Here is a 19,542-nt window from a genome sequence, read left to right as displayed (position 1 = left end):
GAGTTTATTGCAGTTGTTTTTTTAAGTCCTGTTCGCTGATGAAACCTACGTTTCTCCATTTGACTTCTTTTTTCTCGTATAAAAACATAGTTGGAAGTTGGTCTATTTTCATTTCTGTAGTCAATGTTTTGTTTTTGTCCACATCGATTCGAATAATGGTTACCTGATCTCCCATTTCTTTTTGCATTTTCAATAAGTACGGTTCCATTTGTTTGCAGGGACCACACCATTCGGCGTAAAAGTCTACTAAAACTTTTTTGTCCGTATTCAGTAATTTATTAAAATCATCCTGAGTCATTCCGATTTGGGCGGTTGATGGTTTAGATAATCCTTCTGCGTTCCAGCTCATGATTCCGCCTTCTAATTCGTATACTGTCGTAAAACCTAATTCGTTTAGTTTTGCAGCCGCTTTTTTACTTCTTCCACCACTTAAACAATAAACAAAAACAGGTTTAGATTTGTCGTAAGTTGCCGCTTTTGTAGCGAAATCTTCGTCATTCCAGTTAACATTTATGGCATTGTCTATGTGTTCAGATGCAAATTCATCAGGGGTTCTAACGTCTAAGATTTGAGGGTTTTCGGTAGTTTTTATTTTTTCTGCAAATACTTTCGGGCTGATTTCCTCAAAAGAGTTTGTCTGTTTTTGGTTGCAAGATGTAATGGTAAATACGGTTAGTAGCAGTAATGTTGAAAAGAATTTCATGGGACTTGATTTTTAAAATAGTACCGCTAAAGTAATGATTTTTCATTTTTGTATTCTGAATGAAATCATAAATTAAAGATCTTGTAACTCTGATGTGTCGATTTTACGATTGTTTCAGTACGTTCCGGATGCGTATCAGAAATAAAAAGTTGACCAAACGTTTCACTGTTGACCATCTCGATGATTTTTGCAACACGACTTTCGTCTAGTTTGTCAAAAATATCATCAAAAAGCAAAAGCGGTTTTACACCACTCTGTTTTTTTAGAAATTCAAACTGGGCCAATTTTAAAGCAATCAAAAAGGACTTTTGCTGCCCCTGTGAACCGAATTTTTTGATCGGATAGGAGTCAATTTCAAATGATAAATCATCCTTATGCACACCGGCACTTGTATAATGTAAAGCACGATCCTTATTGATGGTTTCTTGTAAAAGAGTCAATAAGTCTTTTTCAAACAAATGACTTTCATAAACCAGCTGTACCGTTTCTTCAGAGCCGGTTATGGATTGATGATGTTTGTTGAATATAGGAATGAATTGTTCCAGGAAGTCTTTTCGTTTTTCAAAAATAGATTTTCCAAAAACATTTAATTGCTCATTATATATAGATAAGGTATCGTTGTCAAAAACGTGATTGAGCGCAAAATACTTTAATAGCGCATTTCGCTGTACAATTATTTTCTGATATTGTATAAGTTGTTGCAGGTAAGTGCTGTCTAATTGCGAGATCACACTGTCCATAAATTTACGACGTGTTTCGCTACCTTCCACAATTAAATCACGATCGGCAGGCGAAATGATTACCAAAGGAATAAATCCGATGTGGTCCGAGAATTTATCGTAAGCCTTGCCGTTTCTTTTTAAGATTTTTTTCTGCCCTTTTTTTAAGCTGCAAACAATTTGTTCCGTTCTGTCGTTTTTCTCTAATTCCGCATCAATTACAAAAAACTCTTCACCATGTTTGATGTTTTGCACGGCCAAGGGATTGAAATAACTTTTTCCGTACGCCAAATGATAAATAGCGTCGAGTACATTCGTTTTTCCAATTCCGTTTTTTCCAACAAAACAATTAATCTTAGTGTCGAAGTCAAAACTGACTTCGGAGAAATTTTTATAATTGAATAAAGAGATTTTGTTTAAATGCATTTTTAAGCTCTAAGGATAAAATTGGTTGTTCTGTAGCAGTACTTTTTCTTTCAGATTCGTTTTTTCTGCCTCCGATTTGAAAGAACTGGTTTGTTAAAACTTCTTTTTGGTCTTTTTAAATCAGTGATAATTGGTGAAATCTGTAGCAAAAACAATAGTTTGAGCAGAGATAAGCCAGGTTTGGAAACCATAAAATTTGAGGGTGCAAATTATCGAAAAATATCGATATAAAAGACTTTTAGTGCTTTTGAGGATGAATTATTTTGTTGCTGAAGTGGAAGGACTTAGGAGATTTGAAATTATTTTTTCTAAAATAGTGATAAAATTGATTTTTTTTACGTCGGTTTCAATAAAAATTTTATTTTTGCCGTTCACTAAATTAATTTTAAATGGCTACTTACAATAAAAGAGGATATAAAGCACCAAAAGAAAAGGAAGTTAAAGAAGTAAATGAGGAACAACAAGTAATCATTGACGAGAAAGACAGCACAACAGCTGGTGTTTTTTCTAAGTTAGATGAAACTGCTTCTAAAACTGAGGATTGGGTTGCTAAAAATCAAAAAATCATTATTGGTTTAGTTGCCGGTATTGCGGTTGCGACAATTGGATATTTGGCTTACCAAAAATTTATTGAAGCGCCTAAGCAAGATGAGGCTGCAAACGAAATGTTTGTTGCTCAACAAAATTTTCAAAAAGCAACAGACGGTGTAGCTAGTGATTCTTTATACAAATTGGCATTAAACGGTTCTGAAGGGAAATTCGGATTTGTGAAAATTGCTGACGAATATTCTGGAACTGATGCTGGAAACCTAGCAAACTACTATGCAGGTATGGCTTATTTGAATACAGGTAAATTTGATGATGCTATTAAATATTTAGGGGACTTTAAATCAGAAGATTTGATTTTAAGTGCTTTGGCTAAAGGAGCAATCGGAGATGCTTACTCTCAAAAAAATCAACAAAAAGAAGCTTTAAGCTATTATGTAAAAGCAGCTGAATCTAATAAAAACGATTTTACAACACCTCGTTTCTTGCTAAAAGCCGGTAAAACTGCTTTGGCTTTAGGTCAAAAAGAAGATGCTTTAAAGTATTTTACAGACATCAAAGAAAACTTCGATGCAACTCCGGAAGCTGCTTCTGTTGATGTATTGATTGGATTAGCGCAATAAAAATATTAGAATGTAGATTTTAGATTGTAGATTTGTATTTCAGAATCTGAAATCTAAAGTAAAATCTAAAATCTTAAATATAAAGATGGCTACCGAAAATAAAAATTTATCAGAATACGATAAAAACACAATCCCAAATGCGAAAGACTTTCGATTTGGGATTGTTGTTTCTGAGTGGAATGAAACGATAACAGAAGGACTTTACAATGGTGCATTTGATGCCCTGGTTGATTGTGATGTTCCGGCTCGACAAATTATCCGTTGGAATGTTCCGGGAAGTTTTGAGCTGATTTATGGCGCAAAAAAAATGCTTCAGACCCAAAATGTTGACGCCGTTATCGTAATTGGATGCGTAATCCAGGGAGAGACGAAACATTTTGATTTTGTGTGTGAAGGCGTAACACAAGGAATTAAAGATCTGAATGTTCAAACAGATATTCCGGTTATTTTTTGTGTTTTGACTGATAATACGATGCAACAATCTATTGACAGAAGTGGCGGAATTCACGGAAACAAAGGAACAGAAGCGGCAATTGCAGCTATAAAAATGGCCTACATCCGTCAACAAGCCTCTATGTCACATCCGTTCAATCAGCCTTTGTTGTCTTCAGGTGCACTTCAAATTGAAGAAACACAAAAAAAGATAGAGAAAAAATAAAACACAATCGTTTTAAAAATACTAAAACCTATACTGTGTAAAAATAGTATAGGTTTTTTGTTTTTTTTATGAGTTTAGATGCTCTGAATCACCATCAAAATTCATTAAATTTGTACACCTTGGTTTTTAAAACCAGATAAAATTAACAATATCAATCTGAGATTTTGCAGTTGGCTGAAATCGAGGACAGAACCTTAAACCCAAATTTCTTAATGTCGAGTATTATTCAATTACTTCCTGATCACGTTGCTAATCAAATTGCTGCTGGAGAGGTGGTTCAAAGACCCGCTTCTGTTGTAAAAGAGCTATTAGAAAATGCTGTTGATGCAAAAGCAACCGACATTAAGCTAATTATTAAAGAGGCCGGAAAAGCGCTGGTTCAGGTTATTGATAATGGTATGGGAATGAGTGTGACCGATGCACGTTTGTGTTTTGAACGTCATGCAACTTCTAAAATCCGTCAGGCCGAAGATTTATTTTCGCTGCATACCAAAGGTTTTCGTGGAGAAGCATTGGCTTCTATTGCGGCGATTGCGCACATGGAAATGAAAACCAAACAAGATCAGGAAGAACTGGGAACGCATATTGTTATTGAAGGCAGTAAGTTTGTTTCTCAGGAAGTGGCTGTTCTGCCAAAAGGGACTTCATTTGCTGTTAAGAATTTATTTTTTAATATTCCAGCCCGACGTAATTTCTTGAAATCAGATACGGTTGAATTTCGCCATGTTATGGATGAGTTTCAGCGTGTAGCCTTGGCGCATCCTAATATTCATTTTACTTTTTATCATAACGGCAGCGAATTGTATAATTTGCCGGCTGCGGGATACCGTCAGCGAATTGTAGGGATGATGTCCGGTAAAACCAATGAAAAATTAGTTCCGGTAAACGAAGATACAGAGATTATAAATGTTCAGGGATTTGTTTGTAAACCTGAATTTGCTAAGAAAAACAGGGGAGAGCAGTTCTTTTTTGTAAACGATCGTTTTATAAAAAGTGGTTATTTGCACCACGCTGTAATGGCGGCTTACGACGGACTTTTGAAAGACGGTTCGCAACCCAGTTATTTCTTGTACCTGCAAGTTCCGCCAAATACAATCGATATCAACATTCATCCGACCAAAACAGAAATCAAGTTTGACGATGAACAAGCGTTGTATGCTATTTTAAGAGCGTCAATCAAACATAGTTTAGGGCAATTTAATGTGGCTCCTGTGCTTGATTTTGATCGGGATTCTAATTTAGACACACCGTATCATTATAAAGATTTAGAAGGCGAAACGCCAACCATTCAGGTAGATGGTACTTTTAATCCGTTTACAGATGACAAAACCAATCAGCATTACTCTAAATCCAGTTCAGGATCCGGTTCTTCCGGTAGTTCAGGTTCAGGATCGGGTTCGTACTCCTCCGGTTCCGGTTCTTATTCAGGATATTCTAAAAGAGTAGAGCCTACCGCAAGTTGGGAAAGTTTGTACGTTGGTTTAGAGACGGAAAGTATAGAAAGTTCTCCTTTTACTTTCGAAAATGAGGAAGTTACTTCGTCTTTGTTTAATGATGAAGATGTAGAGCAAGCCATTCAGAAGACTTATCAAATTCATAAAAAGTATATCGTTTCTCCTATAAAATCGGGAATGGTTATTGTCGATCAGCAACGCGCACATCAGCGTATTTTGTACGAGCAATTTTTGTTGAATATGACCGTAAATCAAGCTTCCAGTCAGCAATTGTTGTTTCCGTTGGACTTGTTTTATTCGTCAGCAGAAATGGAATTGATCGAAGAATTGAAACCTTCATTAGAAACAACCGGTTTTGTTTTTGACGCAGCAAAGGCGGATCATATTGTGATTTCCGGTATTCCCGTGAATATTACAGAAAGTGAAGTTTCGCTTGTAATCGAACAATTGTTAAGTGATTTGCAAGACGGAATTCCAGCAAGTAGTTACAGTCAGAATGATACCATTGCCAAATCAATGGCTAAAAGTTTAGCGGTTAAAACCGGGTCTTATTTAACCGAGAAAGAACAGGATAATCTGGTTAACGGATTGTTTGCTTGTAAAGACCCCAATATTTCACCTTTTCAGAAACCTACCTTCATCACCATGCGTGTTGAGGATATAGATAAAAAGTTTGCCTTATGATGAACATGACTCCCGTAGTAAAACAGTTATTGATAATAAATATTATCTTTTTTATAGGATCGCAACTTGTCCCGATTTCTTATGACTATCTGGCACTTTTTTATCCGGAGAGTACCAGTTTTAGGGTTTGGCAGCCGATTACACATATGTTTATGCATGCTAAGTATCCGAATTTGATGCATATTTTGTTTAATATGTTTGCATTATATAGCTTCGGTTCTGCATTAGAGCATTTTTGGGGTGGAAAGAAATTTCTGTTTTTCTATATTTCATGTGGTTTAGGTGCGGCGCTGTTGCATACTGCTGTGAATTATGTACAATTGCATTCTCTTTTAGATTCAGTTGCTAATTTAAATTTATCAAAATCTGAGCTCCAATTGATTTTAAATACAGATTTTAAATTTTTATTTAATGCTGACGGACAAATGAATCCCGGTGCTGTTTCTACTATTTTGAATAAGGTACATTGTACACAAGAACAGTTTAATATTCTGGCTCAGGCTAATGGAATTACAGGATCAACTGTTTTAGGAGCGTCAGGAGCTATTTATGGTTTATTAACGGCTTTTGCTTTTATGTTTCCTAATGCAGAACTGGCATTGATGTTTATTCCAATTCCGATTAAAGCAAAGTATTTTGTTCCGGGAATTTTGGCTGTCGACTTGTTTTTAGGATTTAAAGGAAGTTCTATATTTGGCAGCGGAGGAACAGGAATTGCGCACTTTGCTCATATTGGTGGGGCAATAACCGGTTTTTTAATGATGTTGTATTGGAAAAAGAATCAATTTAATAAGAATCGTTGGAATTAATTTTTAATTTTAATATCGAAAAATAGAAACTTAAAAAGGCTTTTATGAATATTCTGGATGATTTAAAATTACAGTATAAATTAGGAGGCATCGCCATGCGTGTTATTTATTGGAACATTGCTTGTTTTATGATCTCCTTGGTGTTCTTTTATCAATTTTCAGTCGGACAATTTGCCTTTCCGGGTTGGTTGGCTTTGTCATCAGACCCTCAGGTTTTTTTATTTAAGCCCTGGACCTTTTTAACGTATGCCTTTTTTCATGATGGATTTTTCCATTTGCTGTTTAATATGATGGTGCTTAATTTTGCCAGTAATTTGTTTTTGACCTTTTTTACGCAAAAGCAATATTTGGGATTGTATCTTTTAAGTGCTGTTTTTGCCGGAGTTGTTTTTGCCTTAAGTTATTATTTCTTAAATAGTGCCGCATCTATTGTCGGTGCTTCGGCTGCAATTATGGCAATTTTAGTGGCTACAACAACCTATCAGCCTTTAATGAATATCCGTTTGTTATTGATTGGAAATGTGAAGCTTTGGCACATTACGGCAGTCATTTTAATTTTAGATTTAATGCAATTCCGCCTTGGGAATATGGGTGGACATATTTCGCACTTAGCAGGTGCTGTTTTTGGTTTTATTTTTATTAAATTGCTTCAAAATGGTACTGACTTGAGTATCGTGGTTTCCAAAACAATAGATTTTTTCTCTAATTTGTTCCGAAAATCACCTACAACCCCTTTCAAGACGGTTCATAAGAATTATAAGAAACCTACAGAAAAACCGATTTCGAAGATTGTTACGAAAGACAAAACGCAACAACAAATTGACGAAATTTTGGATAAAATCAGCCAATCCGGCTACGATTGTCTGACTAAAGAAGAAAAAGAATTTTTATTTAAAGCAGGAAAATAATCCTTGTAATAAAGAAAGCATGCAAAACCTGTCGTGGTTTAATAAATTGATGTTCTTTTTGAATATAGTACTTACTGTAGTGACATTCAGCATCTATATTTTACCTTTTTTGGCGCCCAAGAGTTTTCCGCTTTTATCGGTTTTAACGCTCTTTATGCCGGCCTTTTTTGTGTTGAATGGGTTCTTCTTTGTCTACTGGGCAATTCAGTTTAAAAAACGTCTTATTTTATCCGGTTTGGTATTGCTGACGGGAATTACCTTTATCAGTAAATTTTATAAATTCTCTGCCAAAGACTATGTGAAAACAGAAAAGGATTTCTCTGTAATGAGTTATAATGTTCGTCTGTTTAATGTTTTTAAGTGGCTGGATCGTGATGATGTTCCTTCGAATATTAAAGCTTTTATTGATGAGAAAGATCCTGATATTCTCTGCATTCAGGAATATTCTAATTCGGCTCACATTGACTTAAAGGTCTATCCGCACCGTTATATTTTTATTGATGGCAATCAGATCAAAACAGGACAGGCTATATTTTCTAAATTTCCAATTCTGTATCAGGGGAATATTATATTTCCTAAATCGGACAATAATGTAATCTATGCCGATATAAAACGTGGTAAAGATGTGATTCGTGTCTACAATATGCACTTGCAGTCGATTAAGATTTCACCCGATGTTAGTGATATTTCAAATAATATCGATAACGTAAACCAGGAGAAATCTCAGTTGATTTATACCCGAATCAGCAAAGGATTCAGACAGCAACAAGAGCAGGCTGAGATTTTTAAGGAAAATATTAAACAATGTAAAAACCCGATTATTATTTGTGGCGACATGAATAACAGCCCTTTTTCGTATGTATACAGAAGTATAAGAGGAAAATTAAAAGATACTTTTGAGGAAGCAGGTGAAGGGTTTGGTGCTACCTATAAATTCCGCTATTATCCGGCGCGAATCGATTATATTTTTACAGACAGTAAAATAAAAGTAAAACAATTCGAAAGCTTCTCTGATTTCGAAAACTCCGATCATTATCCTATTATGACGAGGCTTTCAATGGAGTAAGACTACTGTATCTTCTGAGTCTTCAAATAATCCACAGCAAATTTCCCTTCATTAAAAAGCAAATCCAATACACTTAAGTTGTTGATGAAACCATGTTTGTCGTCAAACACCTGAGGGTATTTTTCGAAGGTATTAGTGTCTTTTTTTCCGTTTGCCAAGTATCTGAAACTTTATTTTTTTTAGGAATTTTCTTAGTTATTATTTTGTGAGCTTACTTGAAGTTCGTATATTTAAAAAATTAATAGTATTATTAGTATGTTTTTATAAAAAACTAATTTCATTTTTTTTTCTTCCATGTATTATTGAACAATATTTAAAGTGATGCTTTGGTCAAATCTAATGAATTGAATTGTAGTACATTAATTCTAAATGTTTCCTAGATTCATTTTTGGGAAACATTTTTATTAAACCAATATAGCGGCTTTCAATGAATTTAAATTTTTCTATTGTATTTTTCTTTGTACTGATAAATTGCTTCTCTCAGAATAGTAGTGCAGATATCGGCGGGAAAATTTTTTCTGATAAATCAGCTTTAATAGACGTTGTAATTGAATTAAAAAGTAATAAGCTTTCGAAATTTGCAATAAGTGATAAAAAGGGTTTGTATAAATTTTCTAATATAACTGCTAAAGAGAATGATACTTTGTTTCTAATAGTAAGTAAACCGGGTTATAAAACCTATTATCATAGAATTGAGAATCTAAAAGGAGATAATAATATTTATCTTGATAGTGATGAACCAAAGGAACTGAATGAAGTAATAATTAAATCTGAATCACGAATAGTACACACTGCCCGAAAATCGATTTATAAGATTGATTCAAAAGATTTTTTAAAAAATGCGAAAGCTGGAGAGGTTTTAAGTACCGTCCCAAATGTCTATTTTAATAAAATTGAAGAGAAGGGAATTGTGGATGGAGTGCTAAGCGCTAAAATTTTTATTGATGGGATAGAAGCAATGTCAAACGAACTGCAAAATATTGCTGCAATTGATATTGATAAAGTTGAAGTGATATCAAATCCATCATCAACACTATATGGTTCGGAGTTTTTAGGGGCTATAATAAATGTTATCACTAAAAAAAGAGCAGAAGAATTTATAAAAGGAAGCCTTGGAGGTACTGTCGGTGCAAGTAATAATTATTGGTCTGTGAACCCCGCTTTTACGTATAAAAAAGGAAGATTTGCCTTGAGATCCAATTTTAGATTTTTGAATAACGATAGTAACATCGATTTTAAAACCATTAGAAATGACGAAGAAGGTGTTTTTTTTCAGGATAATAGAAATAAATCAAAAGGAAATCAGGCGAATTTTAATACGCGAGCAGGTATTAAATTGTCAGAGAAATCAAATATTACTTTTACGAATGCATTTTCCGGATATAAGTTTAAAAGCATCGCGAACGGATTATCAGTGGCGAATGATGAAAAGGTTGAACTTTTTACGAAAAAAGGAAAAGAAATAAATAGTCAATGGAATTTGGCCTCAGTTTTCAGTCATTCTCTTAAAGAAAACATGACTTTTTTCGTAAAAGGGGCTTATTCAATCTATAGAAAAGTGGATGATAATATATTTGATTATGAGCATCAAGACTTAAAATACTATGATGTTCGATCTAAGAATAAGGAGCTGTCAATTGCATTGGATCTGGAAGCAGAGAACATGACTTTTTTTAAAAAAAATATGAGTTTTTATTCTGATCTGAAATTTATTAATAGAGACTATACTTTTTTTGACAGTACTTATTTTCTCAATCAAAAAGTTGTCGATGCTTCAGTAGAATTAGATACGGATTGGTCCGGTAAGATTTCGACAGAAATAGCTTTGACTTTTGAAAACACGAATAATAGTAATAATGTTTTAAACCAGAACTATAACTTAGTACTGCCAACATTTAATGGAATTTATCATTTTCAGAATACACTGGATGCTAAATTTAGTTATTCCAGAAAAGTTTTACGGCCGGATGCCAGTGACTTGAATAATAGTATTATAGTGATATATCCGGGATTAGCAAAACAGGGTAATGAGAATTTAGACCCGGAATTAAGAGATTATTATTCATTGACTTTTAGTAAATCAGTAAAGTCCGATAGTTTTTCAATAAAATTTTATCACGAATCTATCAATAATGCAATAGCAGAGGTGTACAGAAAAGAGGGTGAATTATTGATTCAAACACTTGACAATGCTGCAAAGTATAATTCATCAGGCTTTAATGTGGGAGTGAAAACAAAATTGTTTAAAAAAATAATGACTAATATTAATTCAGGCTTTGATTATAATGTTTACGAAGACAATAGCGAAATGGCGGTAATCGAAAAAAATAGTGGCTTTACTTTTAAAGGAAATATAAATTTAAGTACGAAGTTTTTACAAGATAAAATTTCGGTTTCCTTTTCAGGGAGGCAAGATGGCCCTAATTATTCCTTATTGTCAAAGAGAATAACAGAACCATATCTTGATTTTAATATTAGCACAAATCTATTAAAAGACAAGATAAACATTAGTTTATATGGTAGAAACTTGCTGGGTAAATCAGCTAGTGGATTTACCGATATAAGTAATAATGGTAATTTTTATCAAAAAGTTGAAACTACAAATAATTCAAGAAATTTGTTGCTGATTTTAACTTATAATTTTGGCAAGAAATTCAGCGACAAAATAGATTCTCAGGATATAAATAATAATGATGTGAGAAGGTAGCTTTTAGATTTTCTGAGTCTTCAAATAATCCACAGCAAATTTCCCTTCATTAAAAAGCAAGTCCAATACACTTAGGTTGTTGATGAAACCATGTTTGTCGTCAAACACCTGAGGGTATTTTTCGAAGGTATTAGCGTCTTTTTTTCCGTTTGCCAAGTATCTGAAGTCGGTTATGTTTTCTGCTTCGTGAAAGTACTCTGTTGTTTTGCCGAATTCAATTTTCATTCGCAGACATTTGGTAACAATCTCGAATACTTCAAGGTTTAAATCCATCAAAAAAGTATGTTTTTTTTCAAAAACAGGAAGAATGTCGTCTTCAAAAAATTCAAAAAAGGGAGAGCTTCTGTACGCTGCTTCCAGAGATTTAAAATGTTGTTTCTGCCAGTCAAATTCATTCTCAATCAAAACCTCTTTGGTTTTTTGATGTGCTGCTTTTGAATGTTTAACAGGGATGTTTAGTAACTGTATCCCGTTTGGACTGTAGATATAAGTACGGTTACGGTTGGTTTGTTTCTGGAAATTATCTTCCATCTCAAAAGTAATATTTTCAGATTGAGCCATAACTGCAAAGTGGCTGATGGACGGAAAATAGGTAGGAAGTAATAAGGAATTCATTGTTTTGTGTTTTTGTTTAAAAGTTTCAGGTTTCAAGTTTCAGGTTTCATGTTCTTAAACAAAACCTGAAACTTGAAACCTGAAACAAAAAAACTTCTATTTATGCTTTGTTTTCTTTTCTTTTTCTCCAGAAAAAATCTCCAACAAAATAAGCTGCCAGTAGAATTAAGAAGTATTTAAAGTAAGATTGTGGTTGCCCTTCGCCATCTACGGTTGTGAAAACGCGGTCCCAACGAACTTGATTAATCCCTTTTCCGTTGGTATCCCAGCTCATCCAGATGAAAACGGGTTTACCTACAATGTGATTTTCGGGAACGTAACCCCAATAACGACTATCTTCAGAGTTGTGACGGTTGTCTCCCATCATCCAGTAATAGTTTTGTTTGAAGGTATAAGTTGTAGCCGGTTTTCCATTAATTAAGAACTGGGAACCTTTTATTTCTAAGGTGTTTCCTTCGTAATTAGTGATGATTTCTTTATAAAAAGGCAACGATACATTGTTTAAAGCAACTGTTTTTCCTGCTTCCGGAATATAGATTGGACCAAAATTGTCCTGACTCCATTTGTCGATATGTGGAAAAATAGCATTGTCGTTTCCTCTGTCGATTTCTCTTTTTACTGCGGTTACTCCAGGTGTGTTTTTTATTCTTTCAGCGCTGGCTTCAGTCAAAGCGGCAAAATAAAGCGTATCTCTTTTCTCGCTTTTAAAACCGGCGCGGTCTGTAATATCTAATTCTCTTAGTAGTGATTCAAAGTCTATTGACGTTTTTCCATCCAACGCAACAGCATAAGAATATTGAGGTTTAGCTCTTTCCGGTAAAACTAATTTTTTTCCGTTGATGAAAACCAAACCGTCTTTTATAGACAGACTGTCTCCGGGAATACCAACACATCTTTTTACGTAATTCGATTTTTTGTCGATTGGTTTGATGACTCCTGGTCTTCCTTTTGGTTCGTAGAAATAATGTACGGTATCAGCAGGCCAGTTAAAAACGACAATGTCACATCGTTTGATTTTTTCTAAGGCTGGTAGTCTGAAATACGGCAATTGTGGCCATTTCAGATATGATTTTTGCTTAGTTAAAGGGATAGAATCATGAACCATTGGTAAAGCTACCGTTGTCATAGGGACTCTTGGACCATAATTTACTTTGCTTACAAATAGAAAGTCACCAATTAATAATGATTTTTCTAACGAAGAAGTTGGAATCGTGTAAGGTTGTACAATATAAGTATGAACCAGTGTCGCTACTATTATCGCAAAAAGCAAAGAGCTTACCGTGTCAGCTGCTTTATTTTCGGGAGTTAATTTTCTGTCTTTTGTGTATACTAACTTCTGAGTATGGCTTACATAATAGATATAGAATCCTAAAGTAAATATCCCCAAAACCGTATCTAAAGTGGTTTTTTTACCAAATGTTCTTAAGGTTTCTACCCAAACAACCGGAAACATAATCAGGTTGATAATAGGGATAAAAAGCAGTAAAGTCCACCAGGTTGGTCGGCCAATTATTTTCATTAAAACAATAGCATTGTATACCGGAATTGCAGCTTCCCAACTTTTTCTTCCGGCTGCCTGATACATTTTCCATGTTCCTAAAAAATGAATAACTTGTACGGCCAGGAAAAAAATAAACCAAAGATATAGTGTCATAATATTTTGTTTTAAGTTTAAGGTTTAAGAAAAATTAGGCCTTAAACGGTAAGTAGTTTATTTTAAATTTAATACGTCTTTCATACTGTAAATACCTTTTTTACCGGCTAGCCATTCCGCAGCTATAACGGCTCCAAGAGCAAAACCTTCACGGTTGTGGGCAGTATGTTTTAATTCGATGCTGTCAATAACTGAGTCATAAGTTACGGTGTGTGTGCCCGGAACCTCTCCAATTCTTTTTGCTTCAATAAAAATTTCATTTGCTTTTGCTTCCTCCATAGTCCAATTGGTATAGGTGCTGTTTTCAATAACCCCTTTGGCTAATGAAATGGCAGTTCCGCTTGGAGCATCCAGTTTATGAGTATGGTGAATTTCTTCCATCGTAACTTTATAAGAATCAAATTGAGCCATTATTTTGGCTAAGTATTCATTCAGTTCGAAAAAGACATTTACACCTAAACTAAAGTTAGAACTGGAGATAAAGCCGCCTTGTTTTTCGTTGCAAAGGGCTTCCATTTTATCGTAATGTTCTAACCATCCTGTTGTTCCTGATACTACCGGAACATTGGAGTGAAAACAATTTGTAATATTGTCAACGGCGGCAGCGGGAACGCTAAAATCGATCGCAACATCTGCTGTTGAAAGTCCGTCGTAGGTATTGTTTTCATCTTTCTTTAAAACAATCTCATGACCTCTTTCTAAAGCAATTCGTTCGATTACTTTACCCATTTTTCCGTATCCTAAAAGAGCAATTTTCATTTGTGTATTTTTTGAATTTTAAATAGAGGTGAAGTCTATTAAAAGGTGTAATTAAAAGTTAGTCCTACATTTGGTCTGAACGTTACATCGTTGGGATAAATTTCGGGACGCATCGATAGTCTTTCATTCACATTAAATTGAATCAGAGCCGCATCGACATTAGCATCGATGATATTCAAAACATAAAAACCTACAATAAATAAGGCGGATAAGTCTCTGTTACGCTGATAGAATTTCTGTCCGGCGATAAGCCTGCTGTCATCCAGGTATCTATAGTCGTCATCGGTTTTACCTTCCAGACGACTTTTGTAAGCGTCACGGTAATCGTGGTATTTTTTATTGTTGTCGATATAGAAATATAAACTGGTACCAATTGCTCCGTAAACCAATGGTATTTTCCAATATTTTTTATTGTAAGCCTGACCGAGACCCGGTACGATTGCAGAATAGAATGCTGCTTTTGCAGGGGTTAGCGGATCAATTTCTTGTAACTTGGTTGTGTCTTTAACGACCAAAACCGTGTCTTCTTTTGCCTGAGCAAAAAGAGATACGGTTCCTGTGAGAAAGAACAATAATCCTATGGGGACAATTTTATTCACTATCCGTTTATTAATTTTATAATTCTGTTAAAGTCGGCCTCGGAACTAAAAGGAATTGTGATTTTTCCTTTTCCGTTATTGGCAACTTTTATGTCAACTTTCGCGCCAAAATAATCGTTGAAGGTGCTTTTTTTAGTTTCTTCGACTTCAAAAGAAGATTCCGGTTTCGGTTTTCCTTCTGCCTGTGGTTTTAAACTTTCGTGGTAGTTTTTTACCAAACTCTCTGTTTCGCGAACAGATAAATTTTGACTTACTATTTTTTGATAGATATCGGTCTGAATGTCTAAATCTTCAATGTTAATGATTGCTCTACCGTGTCCCATACTGATAAAACCATCACGAATACCGGTCTGGATAATCGGATCTAATTTTAAAAGACGTAAATAGTTGGCAATTGTAGAACGTTTTTTTCCCACACGTTCACTCATTTGTTCCTGAGTCAATTGAATTTCGTCAATTAAACGCTGGTAAGAAAGAGCGATCTCAATAGGATCTAAGTCATGACGTTGAATGTTTTCAACCAAAGCCATAACCAATGATTCGTTGTCATTCGCAATACGAATATAAGCAGGAACCGTATTTAAACCCACTAAAGTCGAAGCGCGCAAACGACGCTCTCCGGAAATTAACTGGTATTTGTTGAAATCTAATTTTCGAACAGTAATAGGTTGAATTACGCCTAGTTCTTTAATAGAAGTGGCTAATTCGCGTAATGATTCTTCGTTAAAATTACTTCTTGGTTGAAATGGATTTATTTCGATAGCACTTATTTCAAGCTCTATTATATTTCCAACAACTTTGTCAGCATTTTTGTCTTCTACTGAGGTAATGTCGTTTTCCGGATCTTTTAATAAGGCTGATAATCCTCTTCCTAAGGCTTGTTTTTTAATTGCTTTTGTCATAAAAACTATTTACTGTTTTTCTTTATAATTTCTTGAGCCAGATTGATGTAATTAACTGCTCCTTTACTGGTAGCGTCATAATTAATGATGCTTTCTCCAAAACTTGGTGCCTCACTTAATTTTACATTACGCTGAATAACGGTATCAAAAACCATATCGTTAAAGTGCTTTTGCACTTCTTCTACAACCTGATTGGATAAACGCAATCTCGAGTCGTACATGGTTAATAATAATCCTTCAATGTCAAGATCCGGGTTGTGTATTTTTTGAATACTTTTTATAGTGTTCAGTAATTTTCCTAATCCTTCAAGTGCGAAATACTCACATTGAATCGGAATAACTACAGAATCAGCCGCTGTTAATGCATTTAAGGTTAGTAAACCTAATGAAGGTGCACAGTCGATAATGATATAATCGTATTCGTCTTTAACACTTTCTAATGCTTTTTTAAGCATATATTCTCTGTTTTCTTTATCAACCAATTCGATTTCGATGGCAACAAGGTCAATATGAGCAGGTATCACATCAACATTTGGAGCGGTACATTGAACTATAGTTTCTTTTGGGGTGTGACTATGTTCAAGTATTTGATAAGTACCAATTTCTACAGATTCTACATCAATCCCAAGGCCAGATGTAGCATTTGCCTGAGGATCAGCATCTATCAGTAACACTTTTTTTTCTAAAACACCTAATGAGGCTGCAAGATTTACAGATGTAGTAGTCTTTCCAACGCCTCCTTTTTGATTAGCAATCGCAATGATTTTGCCCATTTATTTTCTGAATTTTGAACCGTAAAAATACAATTATTTATGGTTTTTGAAAATCTATTTTGTTAACATTTAAGAAACTTCGATTAAGCGTTGTTTTGTGCGTGTTTGATTGGGGATTTTTTTTATTTTTAAGGGAAAAAAGCTGTAAAATTTAATTTTTTCAAATTCTTTAAAAAAAAGTTGAACAGGGTGTAAATGGGATTTGATTTTCATTCCCAGTAGTTTATAAGATCGGTTTTAGTTTTTGCAGACGGGACTGTAAAATAAATTGCTCTTATTTTTAAAATTCTTTTGGATAAGCCGAAAATAGTTCTATCTTTGCAGCCGCTTACGGGGTGTAGCGTAGCCCGGTTATCGCGCCTGCTTTGGGAGCAGGAGGCCGCAGGTTCGAATCCTGCCACCCCGACAAAAAAGCCGAACAGAAATGTTCGGCTTTTTTTTGTTCTATGCAAATTATAGTATTTTCTATTTATCCTTTTTTGTTTTGATCCTGATCTCCATCCTGAGGTACTGTGTTTTCTGAATTACTGGTGAACACATTAATACCAATAGAGATACCATAAAACAATTTTTTATTGTAAACCCATGCTGAGGCTTCCGGTGTTCCATCGCGATTGATCCAGTCAAAACCAGCGCCCAATCCAAAGGAGAAGTTTTTGTATGAAATCATAGCATTAATATTAGGTGTAATGGCAGGTTTTTCTATTGGAGTAGTGATTTCAAGATTTCTAACAGAATTTTTATCAATCGATATGCGGGTTATGGCTACACCGCCAAGTCCTGTGATCGCCCAGTTTTCTGTAAGGTCATACCGCAGTCCTGCAGCAAGTCCAAGGCTAAGGTCAGTAGACCATTTACTCGGGATGTCGTGTGTGCGAGGTCGAATTCTAGCCAGATAGCTTATAGTCCCATATGCAAAATGATATTTTGATTGTGGAACATATACCGCTGCAAATTTTTCAAGATCTGAAACGGGTACTTTAAAATAGGCATCCGGAAGATCATCTAATTTTTCTTTGTTTAAGGTTTTGGCTGCTTTTTCGGTAAGTTTGTACTCTTCTGCAGTGGTAGCTTTTGCAGGTGTAAGTTGCTCTTCTTTTATGCTTTTTCGGGATTCTTTTTCATCTGTAGTTTCTGTAACATTATAGGTCAGATAAGAATTTGCTCTTTTTGTGTTATTATAGTATAAAAACTTTATTATAAAATGGGTGATAACATTTCTGGAGTTTTTAATTTCATTGTAAACTTGAAATCTTGCCCCTATAGGTGCTCGAAGTGGGATATTTTCATCGTCAGTAATTTCGGTTCCGGTATCATCTACTTTTACTATTTTGGGAGCATCAGTAAAAATATAAGTTGTTTTCATATAACCAGGACTATCAGAGGTAAATCGTTTTACCTGAGTGTAGCCATTTAAAAAGAATAATAAAAAAATAGAAAGAAAAAGTAGTTTTGTTTTCATAGTACTTATTTTAAGTTGTTATCGATAAAAATACACAAAAGCGAAATGTACTCCTGCGAGCGGTTCTAAAAACAGGTATAAATACTTGGTTATAAAGTATAGAAAAGTTAAAATGTTTAACACCCTTACAGCTTGCTATGTATGGGTTTGATTAGTATTTGATACTTTTATTCTTAAGTAATAAAGAAAAGACTACAGCAGTGTTGTCAGAATGTTTTTCTGTAGCCGTAGAACAGACTTTTTATTTTGGTTCTATTTGTAATGCTCTATTTCAGAATAACAAAAACTGATTATGTGGATTCCCATATCCCACAATAAAAACTTACTTTTGCACCATCAATTATTAATACAATCATAATTATGTCAAATCTTATTGAAAAAATTAAATGCCTTATTATAGGTTCTGGTCCTGCAGGTTATACCGCTGCTATTTACGCTGCCAGAGCTAACATGAATCCAGTTTTATATCAGGGAATGCAGCCGGGAGGCCAGTTGACTACAACAAATGAAGTAGAGAATTTTCCGGGTTATGTTGACGGTGTTACCGGTCCTGAAATGATGATTCAATTACAAGAACAAGCAAAACGTTTTGGTGCTGATATTCGCGATGGTTGGGCAACTAAAGTTGATTTTTCAGGAGACATTCATAAAGTTTGGATAAACGATACTATCGAATTACATTGTGAAACGGTAATTATTTCTACTGGTGCTTCGGCTAAATATTTAGGTTTACCATCAGAGCAACATTACTTGCAAATGGGTGGTGGTGTTTCTGCTTGCGCGGTTTGTGACGGATTTTTCTACCGCAATCAGGAAGTAGTTATTGTTGGAGCTGGAGATTCTGCCTGTGAAGAAGCACACTATTTGTCTAAACTCTGTAAAAAAGTAACCATGTTGGTGAGAAGCGAAAAATTCAGAGCTTCAAAAATCATGGAAGATCGTGTTCGTAAAACAGAGAATATTGAGATTTTAATGAATCACGATACGGTTGAAGTTATTGGAGACGAACAAGTAGTTTCTGCTATTAGAGCTAAAAACAAAACAACAGGAGAGATTTTTGATATTCCTGCAACAGGATTTTTCGTTGCAATTGGTCATAAACCAAACACCGATATTTTTAAAGACTATCTTACTTTAGACGAAACCGGATATATTATTAATACTCCGGGTACTTCTAATACCAATATAGCCGGTGTTTTTGTAGCCGGTGATGCTGCAGATCACGTGTACCGTCAAGCAATTACGGCTGCAGGTACCGGATGTATGGCTGCTTTGGATGCTGAAAGATATTTGGCTGGGAAAGAATAATCTTAGTTTACAGTCTCAGTTTGCAGTCTGAGTTTACAGTCTCAGAGGTCTGTTTACAATAAAGTAAAAAACCGTTTCATATTTTTGAAACGGTTTTTTTGTTTTTATTTAAATAATTCAAGTTGTGAGTTAACTATTTTTTTAATCTGTTACTATTTGAATAGCCC

17 protein-coding genes, 1 tRNA gene and 1 pseudogene are annotated in these 19,542 nt (G+C 34.6%); 9 read left to right on the top strand and 10 right to left on the bottom strand.

Annotated features, from left to right (window positions below; translation table 11 throughout):
• Positions 1-4: 4 nt before the first annotated feature.
• Positions 5-703 carry a thioredoxin domain-containing protein gene (locus AB674_RS03975; protein ID WP_047774071.1) on the bottom strand — a complete coding sequence of 233 codons (699 nt, stop codon included), beginning with the start codon at positions 701-703 and terminating at the stop codon, positions 5-7.
• Positions 704-768: 65 nt separating this feature from the next.
• Positions 769-1,848: a DNA replication/repair protein RecF gene (gene recF, locus AB674_RS03970; RefSeq protein ID WP_047774069.1), complete on the bottom strand. Its 1,080-nt coding sequence runs from the start codon at positions 1,846-1,848 to the stop codon at positions 769-771.
• Between the two features lie 389 nt (positions 1,849-2,237).
• On the opposite strand from recF, the gene AB674_RS03965 reads away from it, so the two are divergent.
• From AB674_RS03965 to AB674_RS03940, 6 genes are all read left to right on the top strand, one after another.
• Positions 2,238-3,017, top strand: a complete 780-nt coding sequence (locus tag AB674_RS03965; RefSeq protein WP_047774067.1) for a tetratricopeptide repeat protein — start codon at positions 2,238-2,240, stop codon at positions 3,015-3,017.
• 85 nt (positions 3,018-3,102) lie between these two features.
• On the top strand, positions 3,103-3,675 hold the full coding sequence (gene ribH / locus AB674_RS03960) for a 6,7-dimethyl-8-ribityllumazine synthase (RefSeq protein ID WP_047774065.1): 573 nt from the start codon (positions 3,103-3,105) through the stop codon (positions 3,673-3,675).
• Positions 3,676-3,887: 212 nt separating this feature from the next.
• Positions 3,888-5,813, top strand: a complete 1,926-nt coding sequence (gene mutL, locus AB674_RS03955) for a DNA mismatch repair endonuclease MutL (protein ID WP_047774459.1) — start codon at positions 3,888-3,890, stop codon at positions 5,811-5,813.
• A complete protein-coding gene (locus AB674_RS03950; protein ID WP_082210585.1) occupies positions 5,810-6,622 on the top strand; it encodes a rhomboid family intramembrane serine protease in 813 nt (270 codons plus the stop codon). Before mutL ends, AB674_RS03950 begins: the two co-directional genes overlap by 4 nt.
• Positions 6,623-6,666: 44 nt before the next feature.
• A complete protein-coding gene (locus AB674_RS03945; RefSeq protein ID WP_047774061.1) occupies positions 6,667-7,530 on the top strand; it encodes a rhomboid family intramembrane serine protease in 864 nt (287 codons plus the stop codon).
• 49 nt (positions 7,531-7,579) lie between these two features.
• Positions 7,580-8,596, top strand: coding sequence for an endonuclease/exonuclease/phosphatase family protein (locus AB674_RS03940; RefSeq protein WP_117610263.1), 1,017 nt, complete (start codon positions 7,580-7,582; stop codon positions 8,594-8,596).
• Between the two features lie 2 nt (positions 8,597-8,598).
• On the opposite strand, the pseudogene AB674_RS22500 reads toward AB674_RS03940, so the two are convergent.
• Positions 8,599-8,763: pseudogene (locus tag AB674_RS22500) on the bottom strand (WbqC family protein); the annotation flags it as partial.
• A gap of 260 nt (positions 8,764-9,023) precedes the next feature.
• Between AB674_RS22500 and AB674_RS03935 the strand changes: the two are divergent.
• Positions 9,024-11,303 carry an outer membrane beta-barrel protein gene (locus tag AB674_RS03935; RefSeq protein WP_047774057.1) on the top strand — a complete coding sequence of 760 codons (2,280 nt, stop codon included), beginning with the start codon at positions 9,024-9,026 and terminating at the stop codon, positions 11,301-11,303.
• A gap of 3 nt (positions 11,304-11,306) precedes the next feature.
• Here AB674_RS03935 and AB674_RS03930 read toward each other — a convergent pair whose 3' ends face one another.
• From AB674_RS03930 to AB674_RS03905, 6 genes are all read right to left on the bottom strand, one after another.
• A complete protein-coding gene (locus AB674_RS03930) occupies positions 11,307-11,918 on the bottom strand; it encodes a WbqC family protein (protein ID WP_047774457.1) in 612 nt (203 codons plus the stop codon).
• A gap of 100 nt (positions 11,919-12,018) precedes the next feature.
• A complete protein-coding gene (lepB, locus tag AB674_RS03925) occupies positions 12,019-13,572 on the bottom strand; it encodes a signal peptidase I (protein ID WP_047774055.1) in 1,554 nt (517 codons plus the stop codon).
• Positions 13,573-13,629: 57 nt separating this feature from the next.
• On the bottom strand, positions 13,630-14,331 hold the full coding sequence (dapB, locus tag AB674_RS03920; protein WP_047774053.1) for a 4-hydroxy-tetrahydrodipicolinate reductase: 702 nt from the start codon (positions 14,329-14,331) through the stop codon (positions 13,630-13,632).
• A 38-nt stretch (positions 14,332-14,369) separates the two neighbouring features.
• Entirely contained in the window at positions 14,370-14,930 is a 561-nt protein-coding gene (locus tag AB674_RS03915; RefSeq protein WP_047774051.1) for a DUF5683 domain-containing protein, read from the bottom strand.
• Positions 14,930-15,832, bottom strand: a complete 903-nt coding sequence (locus AB674_RS03910; RefSeq protein ID WP_047774049.1) for a ParB/RepB/Spo0J family partition protein — start codon at positions 15,830-15,832, stop codon at positions 14,930-14,932. Before AB674_RS03910 ends, AB674_RS03915 begins: the two co-directional genes overlap by 1 nt.
• 5 nt (positions 15,833-15,837) lie before the next feature.
• Positions 15,838-16,605: a ParA family protein gene (locus AB674_RS03905; RefSeq protein WP_047774047.1), complete on the bottom strand. Its 768-nt coding sequence runs from the start codon at positions 16,603-16,605 to the stop codon at positions 15,838-15,840.
• 331 nt (positions 16,606-16,936) lie between these two features.
• On the opposite strand from AB674_RS03905, the gene AB674_RS03900 reads away from it, so the two are divergent.
• Positions 16,937-17,011: transfer RNA gene (locus tag AB674_RS03900), tRNA-Pro, on the top strand.
• Positions 17,012-17,074: 63 nt separating this feature from the next.
• Here AB674_RS03900 and AB674_RS03895 read toward each other — a convergent pair.
• Complete coding sequence (locus tag AB674_RS03895; protein ID WP_047774045.1) at positions 17,075-18,067, bottom strand: hypothetical protein; 993 nt, start codon at positions 18,065-18,067, stop codon at positions 17,075-17,077.
• A gap of 360 nt (positions 18,068-18,427) precedes the next feature.
• On the opposite strand from AB674_RS03895, the gene trxB reads away from it, so the two are divergent.
• Positions 18,428-19,375: a thioredoxin-disulfide reductase gene (trxB, locus tag AB674_RS03890; protein WP_047774043.1), complete on the top strand. Its 948-nt coding sequence runs from the start codon at positions 18,428-18,430 to the stop codon at positions 19,373-19,375.
• Positions 19,376-19,542: the final 167 nt, after the last annotated feature.

It is taken from the genome of Flavobacterium sp. ABG, from assembly GCF_001027725.1.
Lineage (GTDB): Bacteria > Bacteroidota > Bacteroidia > Flavobacteriales > Flavobacteriaceae > Flavobacterium > Flavobacterium cupriresistens.
Note: the sequence above shows the minus strand (reverse complement) of the source record. Positions and strands in the feature narration are given on the sequence as shown.

What these genes read in the sequence shown, in the direction of transcription:
- recF (WP_047774069.1), bottom strand. Translation starts at nt 1,848, where the DNA reads ATGCATTTAAACAAAATCTCTTTATTCAATTATAAAAATTTCTCCGAA.
- AB674_RS03950 (WP_082210585.1), top strand. Translation starts at nt 5,810, where the DNA reads ATGATGAACATGACTCCCGTAGTAAAACAGTTATTGATAATAAATATT.
- dapB (WP_047774053.1), bottom strand. Translation starts at nt 14,331, where the DNA reads ATGAAAATTGCTCTTTTAGGATACGGAAAAATGGGTAAAGTAATCGAA.
- AB674_RS03940 (WP_117610263.1), top strand. Translation starts at nt 7,580, where the DNA reads ATGTTCTTTTTGAATATAGTACTTACTGTAGTGACATTCAGCATCTAT.
- AB674_RS03905 (WP_047774047.1), bottom strand. Translation starts at nt 16,605, where the DNA reads ATGGGCAAAATCATTGCGATTGCTAATCAAAAAGGAGGCGTTGGAAAG.
- trxB (WP_047774043.1), top strand. Translation starts at nt 18,428, where the DNA reads ATGTCAAATCTTATTGAAAAAATTAAATGCCTTATTATAGGTTCTGGT.
- mutL (WP_047774459.1), top strand. Translation starts at nt 3,888, where the DNA reads ATGTCGAGTATTATTCAATTACTTCCTGATCACGTTGCTAATCAAATT.
- AB674_RS03975 (WP_047774071.1), bottom strand. Translation starts at nt 703, where the DNA reads ATGAAATTCTTTTCAACATTACTGCTACTAACCGTATTTACCATTACA.
- AB674_RS03910 (WP_047774049.1), bottom strand. Translation starts at nt 15,832, where the DNA reads ATGACAAAAGCAATTAAAAAACAAGCCTTAGGAAGAGGATTATCAGCC.
- AB674_RS03935 (WP_047774057.1), top strand. Translation starts at nt 9,024, where the DNA reads ATGAATTTAAATTTTTCTATTGTATTTTTCTTTGTACTGATAAATTGC.
- AB674_RS03965 (WP_047774067.1), top strand. Translation starts at nt 2,238, where the DNA reads ATGGCTACTTACAATAAAAGAGGATATAAAGCACCAAAAGAAAAGGAA.
- AB674_RS03945 (WP_047774061.1), top strand. Translation starts at nt 6,667, where the DNA reads ATGAATATTCTGGATGATTTAAAATTACAGTATAAATTAGGAGGCATC.
- ribH (WP_047774065.1), top strand. Translation starts at nt 3,103, where the DNA reads ATGGCTACCGAAAATAAAAATTTATCAGAATACGATAAAAACACAATC.
- lepB (WP_047774055.1), bottom strand. Translation starts at nt 13,572, where the DNA reads ATGACACTATATCTTTGGTTTATTTTTTTCCTGGCCGTACAAGTTATT.
- AB674_RS03930 (WP_047774457.1), bottom strand. Translation starts at nt 11,918, where the DNA reads ATGAATTCCTTATTACTTCCTACCTATTTTCCGTCCATCAGCCACTTT.
- AB674_RS03895 (WP_047774045.1), bottom strand. Translation starts at nt 18,067, where the DNA reads ATGAAAACAAAACTACTTTTTCTTTCTATTTTTTTATTATTCTTTTTA.